Raw genomic sequence first — 18047 nt, 5'->3', positions numbered from 1 at the left:
ATCCGGGGTCTAGGCGGCCCCGCCTTGCGCCGTCGGCGCGTCCTCGCAAGAATCGAGAACCCAGCGTTTGCGCGCCTCCGGCAAGGTGTCGCTGGCGATGGCGTCGCGCACCTCGCGCAGCAGGCGGTTCATGGTGGCGACGTTGTGGATGGACAGCAGCTGCAGGGCCAGCAACTCACCCGCCTTCAGCAGGTGGTGGATGTAGGCGCGGCTGAAATTGCGGCAGGCATAGCAGTCGCAGGACGGGTCGATGGGGGTGGGGTCATCGCGGAAGCGGGAGTTGCGCATGTTCATCCGCTCCCCCTTCGCCTTGGGCGCCAAGGCCCAGCCGTGGCGGGCGATGCGGGTGGGGCTGACGCAGTCGAAGGTGTCGATGCCCTGGACCACGCCGGCGAAGATGTCGCGGATGCCACCGATGCCCAGCAGGTGCACGGGCCGGTCGGGATGGGTGTGGGGCATGGTCATGGCCACCACCTCATCCATCTGCGCGGTGTTGGCGCCCAGGCTGCCGCCCACGGCCGTGCCGAAGAAGGGGCGGTCCTTGGTGTATGTCGCGCTTTCCTTGCGCAGATCCTCATACACGCCGCCCTGGATGATGCCGTAGAGCGCCTGGGGCAGGCCGTTGTAGCTGAGGCCGCCGCCCCGGGCGAACTCCTTCAGGCTGCGGTCGCCCCAGCGATGGCTCAGCGCCATGGACTTGGCGGTGTAGGCGCGGTCGACATGGAAGGGTGTGCACTCGTCGAACTGCACGATCAGGTCGGCGCCCAGCTTGCGCTGGATGTCGATGGAGGATTCGGGGCTGAGGAACAGCTTCTCGCCATTCATGTAGCTGCGGAAGGTGGCGCCCTTCTCGCTGATCTTCAGCAGGGTGGTCTCGCGCGTCTGGGTGCGGCGGCCCTTGATCTCGTCCGCCACCGAGCCGTGACCCATGGAGAAAATCTGGAAGCCGCCCGAATCGGTCAGCATGGGCCCGTCCCAGCCCATGAAGCGGTGCAGGCCGCCCATCTTGGCGACGATGTCGGCGCCCGGTTGGATCATCAGGTGATAGGTGTTGGACAGGATGATGTCCGTCTTCTCCGCCCGCATCTGCGCCGGCGTCACGCCCTTGATGGAGGCCTTGGTGCCGCAGAAGATGAAGTTGGGGGTGGCGATGGTGCCGTGCGGCGTCGTCAGCAGGCCCAGGCGCGCCCGGCTGTCGGAGGCCTTGTGGGTGATCTCGAACGAGAACCCGGGGTAGCTGGTGGGCAGGGCATCGGACATGGGGGCCACTCTAAGACTCGAAAGAAAAAAGGAAGGACGCTCAGGCGCCTCTGGTGCCGAGATGGGGGGCCAGCGCCCGGCGCGACAGGTACATGAACGGGGTGTCCAGCAGGCTGGAGGCCACCCGCATCAGATACGTGCCCAGGATGTAGGTGAACACCAGGGCATGCCAGTCCACCGGGTTCTCGGCGAACACCCGCCAGGCCAGCACGCTGAAGACGGTGTTGTCGATCAGGGCTGACACCAGGGTGGAACCGTTGTTGCGCAGCCACAGATGCTTCTGCCCGGTGGCGCCCCGGATCTTTTGATAGATCCAGACGTCGCACAGCTGGCTCGCCAAATATGACACCATGCCCGAGGCGAACAGCGCCGGTGCCGGCAGGAACAATGCTGCCAGATGGTCCTGGGTCGGCAGGGCCCAGGCCATGTCCTCACCCGCCTGCTGCGCCGTCATGGGGCGGAAGCCCAGGGTCAGCAGCATCATCAGCGTGAACAGCAGGTATCCCGCGAAGCTGAGGTAGATGCCACGCCGCGCCGCGTCCCGCCCGTAATGCTCAGTCAGGATGTCGGTGGCGAGGTATGTGGAGCTGAACAGGATCGTGCCCATGGCCACGGGGTGTTCGTAGAAGGGGAATTGAACCGCCTTCAACACCTCGACGTTGGCGCCGATGATGGCGACGATGATGTAGATATAGAGGCCGGACTGTCCGAACAGCCGAGCGAGCGCCAGGATGGCGCTGAAGCAGAACAGCATCTGCCCAACCAGCAACAGGGCTGGCGGCACGCCATTCAGAAAGTCGACCAAAGCGGCGGGGGAGAGCGTCATGGTCCTGAGGCCCCGACCCGCGGGCAAGGCAAGCGTCACGCGGGATGTCGACCGGCCGCAAATGGGGCAATCACCCACGCGGGCCGTTCTCAAGGACACCCCTCAACCAAGGATCGGGGCGGCACCCGATGGGGCCGCCCCATTCCCGGAAGGCGTGCGATGCTTAGGCGGCGGCCTTGTTGGCCAGGACCTTGGCGATGCGGCGCTTCACGCGGCGCGCATCCAGCGACAGCTCGCTGTCGCGCATGTCCAGCAGGGCGCTATCCAGACCGCCCTTGTGCTCGATCGTGCGGATGCCCTTGGTGGACAGGCGCAGACGGACCATGGTGCCCAGCGCGTCGCTCAGCAGCGAGGTCTCCTGGAGGTTGGGCAGGAAACGCCGACGAGTCTTGTTGTTGGCATGGCTAACGTTGTTGCCGAACTGCAGACCTTTGCCGGTCACATCGCACTTGCGGGCCATTGGAGCACCTTCACGGAATAACAAGAATGACGACCCCGGGGCACACCGCTCCGGAGGGAAGCGGCGATATAACCGAAGGGGCGGCGGAGAGTCAAGGGCACCCCTGGAAAAACCAGGGGCCAGTCATCAGCATCCCTGCCATGGCCAATCATGGAATCTGACACAGCACAGGGGCTCACGACCACGGGGCGCTACTGATGATGCCTCGGGCGCCGGGAGTCAATGCCGTGTCGCCGTCTTGGGGTCCCGGTCGGGGGCTATTCGCCGAGGGCCGTCGGCAACTCAATCCCCCGTCCGGGACATTTCCAGATCGACGCGGTGGGGCTTGCCCTTGTGGAGGAACTCCCCGACGAAGCTCAGCCTGTCCTTGGTGCGGGCATAGGTGATGCGCTCCCCGGCGTGGGCGCCTTGGCCCTCGAACGCCACGTCGCCGGGGCCGCAACGGGTGGCGACGAAGGTGACGGGGGCGGACTTGTCCTCCCAGGCGCGGGCCAGGGTGCCGTCGAAATGGCGCATCCGCAGGGTCACCCGGCCATTGGCCAGCGACAGGCTCAACGCTTCGATGAAACGCGGGGCGCCGTCCTTGGACGTTTCCCAGGCGCTGCCGGCCAGGGCCCCGCCGGGCAGCAGCACCCAGCGCTCCTCCCCGGGAGAATCGATGGCGGTATTGCGCCAGGCGCCCTGCAGCCAATGCAGGGCGTCCAGCGTGCAGTCCGCCGCCCGCGCGGGGGCTGACGCCATCAGCGGCAACAGCAGGACGGCGCGGAACCAGCGTCTCTTCATGGGGTTTCCCTCATCCCTCGCGGCGGAAGCGCGCCAGCAGGGCGCGGGCGGCCATGGCCGGTGTCTGGGTGCCGGCCGTCACCGCTGATTCGGCGGCGCCCAACTGGGCGCGCACGGCCGGGTCGCCGGTGAACGCCGACAGCAGGCTCTCGCGGATCTCGTTCCACATCCAGGCCCGCGCCTGGTCCGCCCGGCGCCGGTCCAGACCGCCGCTGGCCGCCTGGATGTCGCGGAAGCGGGTGATGGTGTCCCACACCCCGTCCACCCCCTGGGTGGTCAGGGCGGAACAGCTCAGCACCGGTACCGTCCAGTCCGTCACGGCGGGGCGCAGCAGGGCCAGGGCGTGGCGGTACTCGGCCACGGCGTGGCGGGCCTGGGAAACCAGGTCGCCGTCGGCCTTGTTCACCACCACCAGATCCGCCAACTCCACGATGCCCTTCTTCAGGCCCTGCAACTCATCGCCGCCGGCTGGCAGCAGCAGCAGCAGGAACAAATCCACCATATCGGCCACCGCCGTCTCCGACTGGCCCACGCCCACCGTTTCCACGATGATGACGTCGAATCCCGCCGCTTCGCACAGCAGCATGGCCTCGCGCGTGCGCCGGGCCACGCCCCCCAAGGTGCTGCCGGCGGGCGACGGGCGGATGAAGGCCGCCGGTGCGCGTGACAGCTGTTCCATGCGGGTCTTGTCGCCCAGGATGGAACCGCCGGTGCGCTGGCTGGACGGGTCGATGGCCAGCACCGCCACCTTGTGGCCCTTGCCGATGACGTGCAGGCCGAAGGTCTCGATGAAGGTGGACTTGCCCACCCCCGGCACGCCGGTGATGCCCACCCGCACCGACTGCCCGGTATGGGGCAACAGTCGGGCCAGCAAGGCGTCCGCCTGGGCGCGGTGGTCGGCGCGGGTCGATTCGATCAAGGTGATGGCCCGCGCCAGGGCACGCCGGTCCCCCGCCAACAGGGGCGCCGCCAGGCCGGTGGGATCACCAGCGGAATCCGGGTGCGACTCGGGATGACGGGCGATGTCGGCGTTCATGGGATCAGGCAGCCTCGAAGAAACGTCCTCGGGTCGGTCCATACCTCAGAACTTTGGTCCGGGCGATTCCCGATGTCAAAAGCGGGAACCTTAGGCGGAGGCGGGCTGGGGTTGCGTGGAGACGACCCCATCCTTCGCCGGATCGGCCGTCTGCTGGCGGACCCACAAGGCGGCATAGGCGCCGCCCATAGCCAGCAGGTCGGCGTGGCGGCCGCGTTCGCGCACGCGGCCTTCCTCCAGCACGATGATCTCGTCGGCATCCACCACGGTGGACAGGCGGTGGGCGATGATCAGGGTGGTGCGGCCCCGGCTGACCTCGCGCAGGTTACGTTGAATCTCCCGCTCGGTGTGGGTGTCCAGGGCGCTGGTGGCCTCGTCGAACATCAGGATGGGCGGGTTCTTCAGGATGGTGCGGGCGATGGCCACGCGCTGCTTCTCGCCGCCGGACAGTTTCAGGCCGCGCTCGCCCACCGTGGTGTTCCAGCCGTCGGGCAGGCCCGCGATGAAGCCGTCGATGTGGGCCAGGGCCGCCGCATGCTCCACCTCGCCTTGCGTGGCGTCGGTGCGGCCGTAGGCGACGTTGTAGCGGATGGTGTCGTTGAACAGCACCGTGTCCTGGGGAACGATGCCGATGGCGGCGCGCAGGCTGGCCTGCGTCACCGCCGAAATCTCCTGCCCGTCGATCAGGATGCGGCCGCCGCTGGCGTCGTAGAAGCGGAACAGCAGGCGCGACAGGGTGGATTTGCCGGCACCGCTGGGGCCGACGATGGCGACGGTCCGCCCGGCGGGCACGGTGAAGCTGACGCCCTTCAGGATCGGCCTGCGGGGGTCATAGCCGAAGGACACGTCCTCGAACCGCACCTCGCCGCCATTGACGACCAGGGGCTGGGCGCCCGGCTTGTCGGCGATCTCCCGGTCCACGCCCAGCAGCACGAACATCTTCTCCATGTCGATCAGGGCTTCCTTCACCCCGCGATAGACGAAGCCGAAGATGTTCAGCGGCTGGTACAGCTGCAGCAGATAGGTGTTCACCAGGACGAAGTCGCCCAGCGTCAGGGTACCGGCCTGGATACCGCTGGCCGCCATCCACATGACGGCCACCAGGCCCAGGGCGATGATGAAGCTCTGGCCCACGTTCAGCACGGACAGCGAGGTCTGGGTGCGCACCGCCGCCTGCTCATAGACCTTCAGCGCGCGATCGTAGCGCTGGGCCTCATGCTCCTCATTGCCGAAATACTTCACCGTCTCATAGTTCAGCAGGGTGTCGATGGCGCGGGCGCTGGCCTTGGTGTCGCTTTCCACCATCTGGCGGCGGATGCGGGTGCGCCAGTTGGAGATGACGACGGTGAAGGTGATGTAGCCCGCCACCGCGACGAAGGTGACGACCGCGAACCAGATGTTGAACAGCCGCCACAGGATGCCGGTGACCAGCAGGATCTCCAGCACCGTGGGCAGGATGTTGAACAGGGCGGTCGAGAGCAGCGTCTCGATCGCCTTGGTGCCCCGCTCGATGGAGCGGGACAGGCCCCCGGTCTGCCGTTCCAGGTGGAAACGCAGCGACAGGCCGTGCAGGTGGCGGAAGACGCTCAGCGCCGCCTTGCGCATCGCGCGCTGGGCCACCCGCTCGAACACGCTGTCGCGCAGCTCGCCGAAGGCCAGCGACAGCACGCGGGCCAGGCCGTAGGACAGGATGGCCAGCACCGGCACCACGGCCGCGTGGGCGGTGATGCCGGCGCCCAGCTGATCCACCGCGTGCTTGTAGAAGATGGGGATGGTGACGCTGGCGCTCTTGGCGCCCAGCAGCAGGAGCATGGACACGATGACCCGCCCGCGCGTGCCCCAGTCGCCCTGGGGCCAGATGTAGGGCATCAGCATGGCCAGCGCCCTGCCCTCGCCCATCTCGGGCCGGGTGGGCCGCGTCTCGGGAGCAGGCGGCGCGGAATGGGGAGAGGCGGTGTTCGGGGCGGCGGTCTGGGTCATCAGCACTACATGGGGCGGAGGGGCCGGGGGAACAGGGGCGGGAAGGGAGAGGCGGCCATGTCGTGCCGCCTGCAGGGGATGCCGGTCAACGGGGGTCGTTCAGCGGCGGTCGTTCAGCAGGCTGCGGATGGCCTCGGCCAGCAGGCGATAGGCGCGGTCGTCGCCCTTGTCGGCGGCGGCCGCCGCCTTGTCCGCGTGGGCGCGGAAGCGGGCATAGCCCTGGTCGCGGCGCAGGGTGTCGCGGGCGCCGGCGGCCAGCACCGCGTCCAGGCTGGAGGGTGTCTCCGCCTCCTGGGGGTGGGGTGGCTGGCCACCCCTGGGTCGGGGGGCCGAGGGGCGTGGGGCCGGCCGTTTGGGTGGTTTGACAGGGGACATGGGCGGGGCGTCCTGCGCCGAAACCGAAAGAATCCATCATGCCCCGATCAGGACGGCATCGCCAGCGCCGGCCCTGGCGGTACTTGGCGGTCGGGGGGGAAGACGACGGTGACTCGGGTGCCGCCGCCGGGGGGGCATTCCACCGACAGCGTGCCGCCGTGCAGGTCCATCAGGCGGCGGACGATGAACAGGCCCAGGCCGCTGCCGCCATGGCGCCGACGCAACGATGGCTCCGCCTGCAGGAAAGGCTGGGTGCCCAGGTGGTCCAGCACATAGCGGGAGATACCGGGGCCGGTGTCGGCCACCGACAGCGCGACTCCGTCCTGGCGGATTTCACCCGTGACCGTCACCTGGCCGCCGTCGGGCGTGAACTTGACGGCGTTGCCCAGAAGGTTCAGCAGCACCTGGCGCAGGGCCGTGGGGTCCAACATGGCATGCAGGCCGGTGGCGCCCGGGGACACGGTGATGTCCAGTTGTCGTTTCAGATTGCCGGCCTGGATCTGCCGCACGGCCACGGCGATCTCCGCCGCGATGTCCACCACCTTGTCCTCCAGCTCGAACCGGCCGGCCTCCATGCGCGCCACGTCCAGGATGTTGTTCACCAGTTCCAGCAGGTGCAGGCCGCTGACCCTTATGTCCTCCGCATATTCGGCATAGCGTGGGTCGCCCACGGGACCGTAGGTCTGCTCGGTGATCAATTCACTGAAGCCGATGATGGCGTTCAAGGGCGTGCGCAACTCATGGCTCATGCTGGCCAGGAAGGCGGTCTTGCTGCGGCTGGCCATTTCCGCGTCGTGGCGGGCCCGGGCCAGTTGGGCATCCGTCTCCTTGCGCACGGTGATGTCCATCAGCGAGCCCAGCAGTCGGGACGGTTTGGCGTCGCCGACGCCTTGGGGCCAAACGCCCTGGCCGCGCCCGTGGAACCAGCGGGTCTGGCCATCGGCGCAGACCATGGGCAGTTCCAGGTCGAAGGGCTGGCGCAGGCGCAAATGGGTGCGGACATGGCTGAACACCCGGGCCCGTTCCGTCCGCGGGATCATGCCCAGGATGCGCCGCGCGCCGCACGCGCCCGCCGGCAGGCGCAGCAAGGTCAGGGCCTGGGCGGACAGGTGCAGGCTGCCGTCCCCCAAGTGCCAATCCCAGATGCCGACGGCGGACCCGGCCGTCGCCAGTTCATACCGTTCCTTTTCCTGCTCCACGGCTTCCGCCGCCACGTGCTGGGCCGTCAGGTCGACGGCCACCCCGATATAGCCCAGCCGCTCACCCTCGCGCGCGGTGACGGGCACGGCCTCGCACAGCACCCAGACGATGCGCCCGTCGGGGCGACGGATACGGAACTCCTCGGCATAGCGTTGGCCCGCCTGGGTGGCGGCGAGCCAGCGTGACTGCGCCCGCTTATGGTCGTCGGGATGGATCAGCCACCATTCCCAGCTGCCGCCGGGCTCCAGCTCCTCCGGCATGCCGGTGATTTCGCGCAGGCGGGGATTGCGGTAGGTGATGTTGCCGTCGGCGTCGACATGGAAGATGCCCACCGGGGCCATTTCCGACAGCGCGCTGTAGCGCGCCTCGCTGATCGCCAGATCCCGGGCCTTGCGCGCATCGACGGCGAAGACACGTGCCAGGACGCGGTGCAGCAGGAAGGCCGTCACCAGGACGAAGCCAATTCCCTTGACCGGGGCCATCCACGCCGACGGGCCATGCCCGAGGGACGGCGCCAGCGCCTGAAGCACAATGTCGGACCCCAGGACCCACAGCCCGCCCAGCAAGGCATAGCCCAGGCAAATCCGTGTCGCCGCCCCGAACCGCACCCTGCGCCCGTCCTTCGTGCCATTCCGGGGCATCCTCTCGAAAGGGGGAGGGGACGGCCGGTTGTCTCTACCAATGGGCTAGTTTAGGCACGGGCTTCGATTCGGCGCAATCGGCCCTAGGGCAGACGCGCCACTGGACGGTAGGGATAGGAACTTATTCGCCGCCCAACACGATATCGCCGCTGCCCGACTTGCCGATGCGCGGCGTGCCGGTGTGCTTGGCGATGGTTATGGTGCCGCTGCCCCCCATGAACAGGTTGGGGTCCTTGGCGGTGCCGTCGAAGGTGAAGTCGCCCTGGCCCAGGACGGCGACTTTCAGCTGGTCGGCGGACCCGTCGGTGATGTGGATGTCGCCCCGGCCGTTGATGACCGTTTCGATCACGCCGTCCACCCGGTCGGCGGAAACGTCGCCATTGCCATAAACGGCCAGGCGCAACGCCTTGCTGATGGTGCCCAGTGAAATGTCGGCCTGCCCCATCACCCGGATCTCGGCATCGGCCGCCCGGCCGACATGCAGGTCGCCATGGCCGGCGATGATGAACTTCAGCGACTCCGTCACCTCGTCCACGCTGACCTCGCCGCTCTCGGCGATGTTGGCCTGCAGCGACTTGACCTTCTTCAGCGAGACTTCGGCCTTGCGCACGTCCAGCACGACGTCGCCGTCCAGCGCGCCATCCACCGTCAGCTCCCCTGACAGGCCGGTGGCCACCAGCTTGGTCTTGGACGGCACGGTGATGGTCAGTTCGGTCGACCGTCCGCTGCCCGATATTTGCAGGCTGCCGTCGGCGGCAGCGGCGCGCACGGCCCCGCCGCTGCTGGTCACGGTGATGACGGTGGTGCTGTCGGACGGACGGATGACCGTGTTGCCGGACAGGTTGGCCAGGTTCAGCACCGGCTGGGCCGGGAATTCCTGGCTGGCATCGCTGAGCGCCCTTGCATCGCGGGCGGCGGCCCGGGCGGCGGTGGCCGCGGCCATGGCGTCGCGCTTGATGGCGTCCACGTCCAGGCCCTTCATCGCCTCTTCCACGTCGCGGCGAATCTGGTCCGCGTCCGCCCGGCTGATGGGGCTTACGGGAGCAACGGGTGCCACCGGCGCCATGGGGGGGATGGGCGGGATCGGCGGAATGCTTCCGTCCATCTTGATCTTGACCTTGGTCGCGTGGGACGACCCGGTTTCATGCCGGCCGATAAAGGTGAAGCCCAGCGAAACCACGACCACGATGATGGCGATGACGCCACCGGCGGGTATGCCCGGCGTGAGGCGGGGCCGGGGGGGAAGGACACTGGTTTCCATGGGGCGTACCCTGCGCGACATCGTAGAATTCCCCCGACTATTGGCCACTTGAAACCGCCTGTCCGCAGCGTTTGCCTAACCGTTACACTTTTAACCCGCCCGTTACACGATCGCCAGGGGCGCGAGTGGCCCCCAAGCGGCCTACCACCGTCTTTACCACGCCAGGCGGTTCATGGCGGCGCTGACGCGCAAGCCGGCGTGTGCGGCCAGGTCGGCCAGGCGCCCCAGGTCCGGCAGGTCGGCCAACGGATCGGCCACGCCCAACTCCTCGCGGTGGATGCCGCCGGTGATCAGCAGGCCGTCGATGCCGGCGGCGTTGGCGCCCGCCATGTCGGTGCGCAGGCTGTCGCCCACCGCCAGGATGCGCGCCGGCGGAATGCCGCCCAGCAGGTCGAAGCAGCGGGCGTAGACGCTCGCATAGGGCTTGCCGTGCTGGCGGACATCACCGCCCAGTTCCTCATACCGCCGCGCCAGTTCCCCGGCGCAAATCACCAGCTGCGCGCCGACATGCACCACCAGATCAGGGTTGGCGCATACCATGGGGAGGTTCAGCGCGGCGCAGGCGGCCAGCACCGGTTCGTAATCCGCCAGCGTCTCGTCGAAATCGACGATGCCGGTGTTCAGCACGAAGTCGGCCTCCGTCGGCGTGTCCACCCGCACCCGGCCGGCCAGGTCCAGATAGACGCCGGCGTCGCGGTCGGGGCCGATATGCAGCAGCTTGGGTCCCAAGGCCGCGTGCCAGGCGTCGGGCGGGTCGCGCAGGGCGTCATGCGTCGCCTCGCCCGAGGTCAGCAGCGCGTCGTAGTGGTCGGGGGTCAGGCCCATTTCAGTCAGGCGGGCGGCCGCGGCATCCACCCGGCGCGGCGCGTTGGAGAGCAGGCAGACGCGCTTGCCCGCCGCCCGCAGCGCCTTCAGGCAGTCCGGCACGCCCGGATAGGGCGCGATGCCGTCATGCACCACCCCCCACAGATCCAGGATGAAGCCGTCGTATCGGTCGGCCAGTTGCGACAGGCCGGTGTACAGGGGGATGGCAACGGTCATGTCTTCAAATCTCAGGAGGGCAGGCGGCGGGCCATGCGCGGTTCCCCGAACAGATAGCCCTGGCCGAAATCGATGTAGAGGTCCAGCAGGTCCAGCAACTGCTGATCCGTCTCGATCTTCTCGACGATCAGGTCGATGTTGTTGCGGTCCAGCTGGCGCTTCAGCAACGTCACCTTGTCGGGGTTGGCGAAGCGGCCATCGGGGTCCAGAAGGCGGGCGGCGTCCAGTTTGACGAAGCGGATCTCGTGCGCCGCCAACTGGTCCCAGTCGACGTCGAACCGGTCCACCTGGTCCATGGAAAAGCGGAAGCCCAGGCTGCGCAGGCCATCGAGGAAGCCGGTGGCGAAGACGTCGCCCTGCATCAGGTCCGCCTGGCTCAGTTCAAAGATGATCTTCTGCACCAGGTTGGCATGCTGCCCCATGAACTGGACGAACTCCTGCATGAAGGTGCCGTCGTTCAGCGTGGCGGCGGAGATGTTGCAGAAGAAGCCCACGTTCTGGTGGCGCTTCTCGGTCTCGCGCAGCAACTGGACGCAGCGGAACAGCAACAGATTGTCGATGGGCGCCATCAGGTTGTGGCGCGCCGCCACGCCCAGATAGCGGTCGGGCGTCAGGTAGCTGCCATCCTCCAGCCGGATGCGGGAGAACACCTCATAGAAGCGGTGCTTGCGCTGGGGCAGGCTGACGATGGGCTGCAGGAAGATGTCCACCCTGTCGGAGCGCAAGGCCTCGCGGATGCCGTTCATGACGGAGCTGTCGTCCTCCGGCGCCACCCCGTCCAGGGGGCCAAAGGCGGTCCCCAGGGTGGGCGTCATCGGGGTCCTGGGAACCGGCGCGGCGGCGGGGGCCGCCTTCAGCGTCGGCGCCATCGTGCCGGCCGCGGCGGCGCCGCCCACCGGCATCTGGTCGGCCAGGGTGCGCAACATGCGGGCGTCGCTGACCACGGCGGCCACGGTGCCGTCGGTCCCGCTGGGCCGCATCAGCCGGTCCAGCGCCGCCAGCACGTCGCGCTGGCGGTCCAACAGGCGGTCCAAGCGGTGTTCCAGCCGTTCCGCTTGTTCCATGCGGGCGTAGAACTCGTGCAGCAGGCCGCCGAAGACGAAGACAACCAAGCCCAGCAGCAGGCTGTAGGACCGGTCGACGCCGACGCCGGCCAACGGCAGGGCCAGGGCCACGGCCACCGCCACGGCGACGTAGCAGGCGGCGAAGATGATATGGCGCAGCACGTTCATCTCAGCTGTTCCCTCAAGCGCCGGGCGGCCACAGCGGTGGCCTTGGCCCATACGAGCTATCGATGATCCGCCCCCACCGCCTGGGTGATGGTGGTGAAGCCGTCGCGGCGCAGCAGGGACAGCAGGTCCCGCTTGATGGCCGTCACCAGGCCCGGGCCGTGGTAGATCAGGGCGGAATAGACCTGCACCAGGCTGGCGCCCGCGCGGATCTTGGCATAGGCCTGGGCGCCCGATCCCACGCCGCCGACGCCCACCAGGGGCAGTTTCCCGCCCGTCAGCCGATAGAAATCCCGCAGGACGGACGTCGACTTATCGAATAGCGGCTGGCCGCTGAGGCCGCCGGATTCCGCCCGCAGGTCGGGCGGCAGGCTGGCGGGCCGGTCCAGCGTGGTGTTGGAGATGATCAGGCCATCGATGCCGCTGGCCAGCGCCACCTCCGCGACGTCGATCTTGTCATCCTCCGTCAGGTCCGGCGCCACCTTCAGCAGCAAGGGCGTGCGGTGGGCGCCCCCGTCCACCGATGACCGGGCCTCCAGGCAAGCGTTCAGCAGATCGCCCAGGGCCTGGCGGCCCTGGAGGGAGCGCAGGCCCGGCGTGTTGGGGGAGGAGACGTTGACCACCAGATAATCGGCCAGCGGCGCCAGGCGGCGGATGCCGATGACATAGTCGGATGCCGCGTCCGCAGTGTCCTTGTTCTTGCCCACGTTGGCGCCGACGATGCCGGGCAGGCCGGCGGCGCGGCGCGCCTCCAGCCGCTGGGCGAAGGCCTCCAGCCCCTCATTGTTGAAGCCGAAGCGGTTGATGACGCCTTCCGCCTCCACCGCGCGGAACAGCCGTGGCTTGGGGTTGCCGGTCTGGGGCCGGGGGGTGACGGTGCCGGTCTCCACCAGGCCGAAACCCAGGCGCAGCATGGCGTCCGGCACCAGGGCGTTCTTGTCGAAGCCGGCGCCCAGACCCACCGGGTTGGGGAAGGCGAGGCCCAGCAGGTTTTGCCCCAGGGCGGGGTCGTCCGTCCCGCCGGCCCCGAGGATCGCGGGCGGCACCAGGCCGGACTTCAGCAGGCTGATGGTCAGATCATGCGCCCGTTCCGCATCCATGGCGAACAGCGCGGGGCGGGCAAGGCGATAGGCCAGGCTCACGGCTGGACCCCGTCGGTCACGTGGGCGGGGAAGACATGGCGGCCGTCATCGCCCAGGGGCAGGGGATCGGCCCGCAGCACCGCCGTGACCGGCAGCACGCCATAGAGATGGGGGAACAGTTGGCCGCCGCGCGACGGCTCATACTTCAACGCCTCGCCCAACGGGGCCGGGTCCACCGTCAGGATCAGCAACCCGGTCTGGCCGGCACGGTGCTTGGCCGCACTCTCCACGATCTGCGCGGCCGTGGAGAAATGGATGAAGCCGTCGGCCAGGTCCTGGGAGGATCCCGGATAGCCGCCCGATGCCAGGGCTGCCAGCCATTCGTCGGCCCGGCACATGTGGAAAATCAAGTCGTTCATCGTGGTCGCCCCCGTCTCGCGCCCGACCCTAGAGCAGATCGTGGAAAAGCGGAATCGCTTTGAAGCATGGCCGGGCCCGCAAGGCGGACTCCGCGGCCGCCGGCGCTCGGGGTGAGCGCAACCTGGGCTTATTCAGCTCTGACATATTTCGCCATCAGGGACGATGGGGAAACCGCCGTCGTCGCATTTTGAGACGAGACCTGCGGGCGCTGTCGCAAAATGACAGGAAACCCGTATTGAAATTTTGTGACCGGTATCGGGAAGCAAACGGGATGCCGGCCTATTCCTTAGGGGAAAGCCGAATCTATCCATTGGGAATAGGGCCCGGTCACGGTGGCACCGCTCTTGCGTTGGCCAGGGCTCGCTATTCCCGAAGGAGACGGAGACCATGAGCCTGTTGGACGCCCCGCACCGCGACGACCATAGCCTGAGCGCCGGTTTCTTCAGCCTGGATGGCTGCGGCAGCGGCCGCCTGGCTGACGTGCCCGCCACCACCCATACCCCGGCCCCCCTGAAGCCCACGACCGAGATGCTGACGGCCGGCGCCCGTGCCGGCGGCGTCAGCGTCGCCGTGGCCTGGGCCATCTATACGTCGATGCTCAAGTCGGCCTGAGGCCGACGGGATGCTCAAGTCGGCCTGGCGCCGACGGGATGCTCAAGTCGGCGTGACGCCCACGGGGATTTTTTCCGTCGATCCGGGCCTCAGTCCAGGTCGAAGCCGTGCAGGTGGAAGGGCTCGTCGCCCCACGGGTCTGCCCCGTCTCCGGAAGGGCTGGCCAGCCGTGGGGGGGCCGGTGGCGCCAATGGCGCCCCTGGGGGCGGCAGGGCCACGCCCGGCATGTGCAGGAAATCGCGCGTGATGCGCACGGCCTCGGCCAGGCCCACCCGCTGCGGCTCCACCCCGCCGGGGAAGGCGCCCTTCAGCCGGCTGGGCATCATCGGGTCCAGCAACACGAACACGCCCGTATCATCGGCCCGGCGCACCAGCCGGCCAAAGGCCTGGCGCAGGCGCAGCCGGGTGATCATGTCGTCATAGTGCCGGCGCCGGGCGGTGCGGTCGAAATAATCGCGCCGCGCCTTGTGCAGGATGTCCGGCCGGGGCCAGGGCACACGGTCGAAGACGATCAAGCGCAGCGACCGGCCAGGCACATCCACGCCGTCGCGCACGGCGTCGGTGCCCAGCAGGCAGGCGTTATCCTCCCCCCGGAAGATGTCGACCAGGGTGGACACGTCCAGCCCGTCCAAATGCTGGGACAAGAGCGGCAGCCCCGCCGCTTCCAGGGGGGCGCCGATGCGCTCGTGCACGGCGCGCAGGCGCTGCACCGCGGTGAACAGGCCGATGGCTCCCCCGCCCGAGGCCAGGAACAGCTCGCGATAGGCCGCCGCCACCTGGGCCAGGTCGTCCTTGCGCACGTCATTGACGATCAGCACGCGGGTCTGGCTGGCATAATCGAAGGGGGAGGGCACCTGGGCGCGCAGGGCCGGCCGGGGCATGTGGATGGCGCCGGTACGAACCTGGGCCGCCTGCCAGTCGGCCTCCACCTCGCCGGTGCCGTCCGTCAGGGTGGCGGAGGTCATGACCAGGCCGTGGGCCTGGGCGCTCAGGATTTGGGCCAGCGGCCAGGTGGGGTCCACCCAGTGGCGGTACATGCCCACGTCCAGGTCGCGGCCATCCTGCCGCTCCACCCCGAACCAGTCGACGTAGCGGTTCGGCGTTTCCTCGCCCAGGGCGGCCAGCATCTGGCGCCAGCCGCCGATCTCATTGGCGGAGCGGCGCTTCAGGCTGCGGGCGATGGCGTCGATGCGGCGGCGTGTGTCGCTCTCCAGCTCGTCCGACTCGTCGTCCAGCCGCTCGCGCAGCCGGTCGGCCAGGGCTTCCAGCGGGGCGGACAGCTCGCCCAGGGCGGAGGACAGCGCCTGCGCCGCCTCCAGCACCCCATCCACCAGGGGCTGGACCTCCACCTCCAGGCTGTAGGGGTTGTCGGGCCCGTGGGCGCGGGCATAGACCTGGGCGCGGACCTGGGCCAGGAAGGCCTCCGTCGGGCCCACCGGCTCGCCCCCGCCGACGCGCTGCGGCCAGGCCTCCCCCGGCAGCAGGTGGGCGGCCCGCGCGATCTCATCCAGCAGACGGCTGGCGTGGTCGTCGCCGCCGATCAAATCCTCCACCCGGCGGCGCAGGCCCCGCGCCCGGCTGCGCCCGCCGCTCTCGGCGCCCAGCAGCCAGCGGCGCAGCTCCGCCGTCTCGAATCCCGTCAGGTGGCCGGCGAAGGCGTTGTCGGCGGCGTCGAAGACATGGTGGCCCTCGTCGAAGACATAGCGGGTCGGGATATAGGCGTCATCGCCGCCGCCCAGCGCCGCCTGGATCATCACCAGGGCGTGGTTGGCGATGACGATGTCGGCCCGCCGCGCCCGGCGCACGCTCTTCTCGATGAAGCACTTGGTGTAGTGGCTGCAGGCGCTGTAGACGCACTCCCCCCGCCGGTCGGCCAGGGCCAGCGTTCGGCCCTTGCCCAGCAGGTCGACCAGCCAGCCGGGGAAGTCGCCGCCCTGCATGTCGCCGTCGCGGGTGACCGCGGCCCAGCGCGCCATCAGGCCGATGGCCACGGCGTATTGCGGGTTGGCGGTGGCGACGCCGGCCGCCTCCTCCAGGTTCAGCAGGCACAGATAGTTTTCGCGCCCCTTACGGATCACCACCTTGCGCGCCTTGGTCGCCGGGTCGTGGTGCAGGCGGTCCATCTCCTTGTCGATCTGGTGCTGCAGCTGGCGGGTGTAGGTGGAAATCCAGACGGGGCCCTTGTTCTTCTCCGCCCACACCGTGGCCGGCGCCAGGTAGCCCAGGGTCTTGCCCACGCCCGTGCCCGCCTCCGCCAGCACCACGTTGGGCTCCCCTTCCGCGTCGCGGGGGGTGAAGGCGGTGGAGACGGCGCTGGCGTAGTCCGACTGTTGCGGCCGGGGCTCGGCCTGCTGGCCGTTCATCACCAGGTCGGCCAGGCGGCGGCGGGCCTCGGCCGGCTCGACCGGCAGGTGGCCCGGCGGTGGTTCCGGCGCGTCGGCCTGCCATTCCTTCATGCCGGCCCAAACCTGGTAGGCGCGGATGGCCCCGCCGCGCCAGCGCGACTTCTCCGGTCCCGCCGGCGCGCCCAAGGCCGCCAGCACCAGGGGCGACCACAACCAGCCGCCGCCTTGTGCGCCCCCTTGGCCCTCAGCCCCCCCCATGGCCCAGGCGAGGCCAATGGGGTCGGACCGCTGGTCATCCACCGGACCCATCAGCTCGCGCAACAGGGCCTCGGCCGCCCGCACCAGGGTCAGGGCTTCCGCCTCCACATCCGCCGGTCGGGGCAGGTCCAGGGCCTGGGCCAGGCCGCGCGGCGTGGGCAGGCAGAAGGTGGCCGGCCGCACGAAGGCGAACAGCTCCAGCAGGTCATAGCCCTGGATCAGCCGGTCGGTGCCCAGCCGCCGGGCGGTGGCGCGGGCATGGCACAGCAGGTGGGGTTTGCCGAGGGCGCGGCGCACCGCCTCCCCCTTGTCGATCACCTCCACCTCGCCGTCGGGGCTCAGCCACACCGCCTGGCGGGCGCCCGGCACCAGGGCCGGCGCATCCGGCACCAGCAGGCGCCGGGGCCCGGTCGGCGCCGTCACCAGGCTGGCGGGCGGGGATTTGGGAGGGGTGGGTTCGGGCATCGGATACTTCAGGTCGGGCGGCGGAGTATAGACGGCGACTCGCGGCTTTTCATGAACAAAAGTGGTACGGCTTGCCCCTCAAATGAACGGTGCGGCCAATTTCTCCTGGGCGAAGGCCCGCCGCACGGCCGGGCGGGCCAGCAGCTCGGCGCACAGCCGGCCCACATGGGGCAGGTCGCGCGGCGGCCGGGCGAAGCTTCGGCCCCAGCGCACCAGCATCAGCAGCAGGAAGTCGGCCACCGTGACATGCTCGCCGGCGATGTAGGGCCGCGTGGCCAGCTCGCGATCCACCAGCACGAACATCTCACCCAGGCGCCGCTCCGCCGTGGCCTTGGCGTCGGCGGCATGGGACGGGTCGGTCACATGCTGTTCGGGATAATAGAATACGCGATATTCCGGCTGGATGGTGTTGGTCAGATGGATCAGCCATGTCAGGAATTGCCCTCGGTCGGCCGATCCCGGCGCCGGTGCCAGTCCGGAATCGGGATGGTTGTCGGCTAGGTACAGCAAGATGGCGGCGGTCTCGAACACCGTCTGGTCGCCGCCGTTGGGTTGGGGGGCCAGCAGGGTGGGGATGCGGCCGGTGGGGTTGCGGGCCAGGTAGGCGGCCGACTTATGCTCGCCCCCAGCGCGGTCCAGCAGGGCCAGCTCATAGGGAACGCCCAGTTCCTCCAGCGCCATATGCGGTGCCAGGTTGGCATTTCCCGGGAAATAGAACAGCGTGTAGGCCATGGATGGATCTCCTTCAGTCAAGGCCGGCGCGAGTCGGCCAC

Annotated in this window: 16 protein-coding genes; 1 reads left to right on the top strand and 15 read right to left on the bottom strand. The window is 69.0% G+C overall.

Annotated elements, in window-relative coordinates; all coding sequences use genetic code 11:
* Positions 1-9 precede the first annotated feature (9 nt).
* The 13 genes from tgt to FHS74_RS15520 form a co-directional block, all read right to left on the bottom strand.
* Positions 10-1260 (bottom strand): tRNA guanosine(34) transglycosylase Tgt, encoded by a 1251-nt coding sequence (gene tgt, locus FHS74_RS15580; RefSeq protein ID WP_184802138.1) that lies wholly within the window; start codon positions 1258-1260, stop codon positions 10-12.
* A 40-nt stretch (positions 1261-1300) separates the two neighbouring features.
* The gene (locus FHS74_RS15575) at positions 1301-2086 is read right to left on the bottom strand and encodes a queuosine precursor transporter (RefSeq protein WP_184802135.1); all 786 of its coding nucleotides are present in this window, start codon (positions 2084-2086) and stop codon (positions 1301-1303) included.
* Between the two features lie 163 nt (positions 2087-2249).
* Positions 2250-2546, bottom strand: coding sequence for a 50S ribosomal protein L28 (gene rpmB, locus FHS74_RS15570; protein ID WP_145749224.1), 297 nt, complete (start codon positions 2544-2546; stop codon positions 2250-2252).
* Between the two features lie 282 nt (positions 2547-2828).
* Positions 2829-3329, bottom strand: coding sequence for a DUF6265 family protein (locus tag FHS74_RS15565; protein WP_184802133.1), 501 nt, complete (start codon positions 3327-3329; stop codon positions 2829-2831).
* Between the two features lie 10 nt (positions 3330-3339).
* Entirely contained in the window at positions 3340-4365 is a 1026-nt protein-coding gene (meaB, locus tag FHS74_RS15560; RefSeq protein WP_184802131.1) for a methylmalonyl Co-A mutase-associated GTPase MeaB, read from the bottom strand.
* A 90-nt stretch (positions 4366-4455) separates the two neighbouring features.
* Entirely contained in the window at positions 4456-6345 is a 1890-nt protein-coding gene (locus FHS74_RS15555; protein ID WP_184802129.1) for an ABCB family ABC transporter ATP-binding protein/permease, read from the bottom strand.
* A gap of 99 nt (positions 6346-6444) precedes the next feature.
* Positions 6445-6720: a hypothetical protein gene (locus FHS74_RS15550; protein ID WP_184802127.1), complete on the bottom strand. Its 276-nt coding sequence runs from the start codon at positions 6718-6720 to the stop codon at positions 6445-6447.
* Between the two features lie 47 nt (positions 6721-6767).
* Positions 6768-8528: an ATP-binding protein gene (locus FHS74_RS15545; protein WP_184802125.1), complete on the bottom strand. Its 1761-nt coding sequence runs from the start codon at positions 8526-8528 to the stop codon at positions 6768-6770.
* Between the two features lie 154 nt (positions 8529-8682).
* Positions 8683-9822 (bottom strand): head GIN domain-containing protein, encoded by a 1140-nt coding sequence (locus FHS74_RS15540; RefSeq protein ID WP_184802114.1) that lies wholly within the window; start codon positions 9820-9822, stop codon positions 8683-8685.
* Between the two features lie 153 nt (positions 9823-9975).
* Positions 9976-10863 (bottom strand): TIGR01459 family HAD-type hydrolase, encoded by an 888-nt coding sequence (locus FHS74_RS15535; protein WP_184802112.1) that lies wholly within the window; start codon positions 10861-10863, stop codon positions 9976-9978.
* A gap of 11 nt (positions 10864-10874) precedes the next feature.
* Positions 10875-12095, bottom strand: a complete 1221-nt coding sequence (locus FHS74_RS15530) for an EAL domain-containing protein (RefSeq protein WP_184802110.1) — start codon at positions 12093-12095, stop codon at positions 10875-10877.
* A 56-nt stretch (positions 12096-12151) separates the two neighbouring features.
* The gene (locus FHS74_RS15525; protein ID WP_184802108.1) at positions 12152-13234 is read right to left on the bottom strand and encodes a quinone-dependent dihydroorotate dehydrogenase; all 1083 of its coding nucleotides are present in this window, start codon (positions 13232-13234) and stop codon (positions 12152-12154) included.
* The gene (locus tag FHS74_RS15520; protein WP_184802106.1) at positions 13231-13593 is read right to left on the bottom strand and encodes a DUF952 domain-containing protein; all 363 of its coding nucleotides are present in this window, start codon (positions 13591-13593) and stop codon (positions 13231-13233) included. Before FHS74_RS15520 ends, FHS74_RS15525 begins: the two co-directional genes overlap by 4 nt.
* A 388-nt stretch (positions 13594-13981) precedes the next feature.
* Between FHS74_RS15520 and FHS74_RS15515 the strand changes: the two genes are divergently transcribed.
* A complete protein-coding gene (locus FHS74_RS15515; RefSeq protein ID WP_184802104.1) occupies positions 13982-14206 on the top strand; it encodes a hypothetical protein in 225 nt (74 codons plus the stop codon).
* 89 nt (positions 14207-14295) lie between these two features.
* Here FHS74_RS15515 and FHS74_RS15510 read toward each other — a convergent pair whose 3' ends face one another.
* Together FHS74_RS15510 and FHS74_RS15505 are read right to left on the bottom strand one after the other, a co-directional pair.
* Positions 14296-17274 carry an ATP-dependent DNA helicase gene (locus FHS74_RS15510; RefSeq protein ID WP_184802102.1) on the bottom strand — a complete coding sequence of 993 codons (2979 nt, stop codon included), beginning with the start codon at positions 17272-17274 and terminating at the stop codon, positions 14296-14298.
* Positions 17275-17352: 78 nt separating this feature from the next.
* Positions 17353-18006 carry a glutathione S-transferase family protein gene (locus FHS74_RS15505; RefSeq protein WP_184802100.1) on the bottom strand — a complete coding sequence of 218 codons (654 nt, stop codon included), beginning with the start codon at positions 18004-18006 and terminating at the stop codon, positions 17353-17355.
* Positions 18007-18047 lie beyond the last annotated feature (41 nt).

Origin of the sequence: Nitrospirillum iridis (assembly GCF_014205765.1) — a bacterium.
Taxonomy (GTDB): domain Bacteria; phylum Pseudomonadota; class Alphaproteobacteria; order Azospirillales; family Azospirillaceae; genus Nitrospirillum; species Nitrospirillum iridis.
This window is presented reverse-complemented; position numbering and strand designations above follow the sequence as displayed.

Excerpts from the sequence above, each read along its gene's own strand:
- tgt (WP_184802138.1), bottom strand. The coding sequence starts at position 1,260 with ATGTCCGATGCCCTGCCCACCAGCTACCCCGGGTTCTCGTTCGAGATC.
- FHS74_RS15575 (WP_184802135.1), bottom strand. The coding sequence starts at position 2,086 with ATGACGCTCTCCCCCGCCGCTTTGGTCGACTTTCTGAATGGCGTGCCG.
- rpmB (WP_145749224.1), bottom strand. The coding sequence starts at position 2,546 with ATGGCCCGCAAGTGCGATGTGACCGGCAAAGGTCTGCAGTTCGGCAAC.
- FHS74_RS15565 (WP_184802133.1), bottom strand. The coding sequence starts at position 3,329 with ATGAAGAGACGCTGGTTCCGCGCCGTCCTGCTGTTGCCGCTGATGGCG.
- meaB (WP_184802131.1), bottom strand. The coding sequence starts at position 4,365 with ATGAACGCCGACATCGCCCGTCATCCCGAGTCGCACCCGGATTCCGCT.
- FHS74_RS15555 (WP_184802129.1), bottom strand. The coding sequence starts at position 6,345 with ATGACCCAGACCGCCGCCCCGAACACCGCCTCTCCCCATTCCGCGCCG.
- FHS74_RS15550 (WP_184802127.1), bottom strand. The coding sequence starts at position 6,720 with ATGTCCCCTGTCAAACCACCCAAACGGCCGGCCCCACGCCCCTCGGCC.
- FHS74_RS15540 (WP_184802114.1), bottom strand. The coding sequence starts at position 9,822 with ATGGAAACCAGTGTCCTTCCCCCCCGGCCCCGCCTCACGCCGGGCATA.
- FHS74_RS15535 (WP_184802112.1), bottom strand. The coding sequence starts at position 10,863 with ATGACCGTTGCCATCCCCCTGTACACCGGCCTGTCGCAACTGGCCGAC.
- FHS74_RS15530 (WP_184802110.1), bottom strand. The coding sequence starts at position 12,095 with ATGAACGTGCTGCGCCATATCATCTTCGCCGCCTGCTACGTCGCCGTG.
- FHS74_RS15520 (WP_184802106.1), bottom strand. The coding sequence starts at position 13,593 with ATGAACGACTTGATTTTCCACATGTGCCGGGCCGACGAATGGCTGGCA.
- FHS74_RS15515 (WP_184802104.1), top strand. The coding sequence starts at position 13,982 with ATGAGCCTGTTGGACGCCCCGCACCGCGACGACCATAGCCTGAGCGCC.
- FHS74_RS15510 (WP_184802102.1), bottom strand. The coding sequence starts at position 17,274 with ATGCCCGAACCCACCCCTCCCAAATCCCCGCCCGCCAGCCTGGTGACG.
- FHS74_RS15505 (WP_184802100.1), bottom strand. The coding sequence starts at position 18,006 with ATGGCCTACACGCTGTTCTATTTCCCGGGAAATGCCAACCTGGCACCG.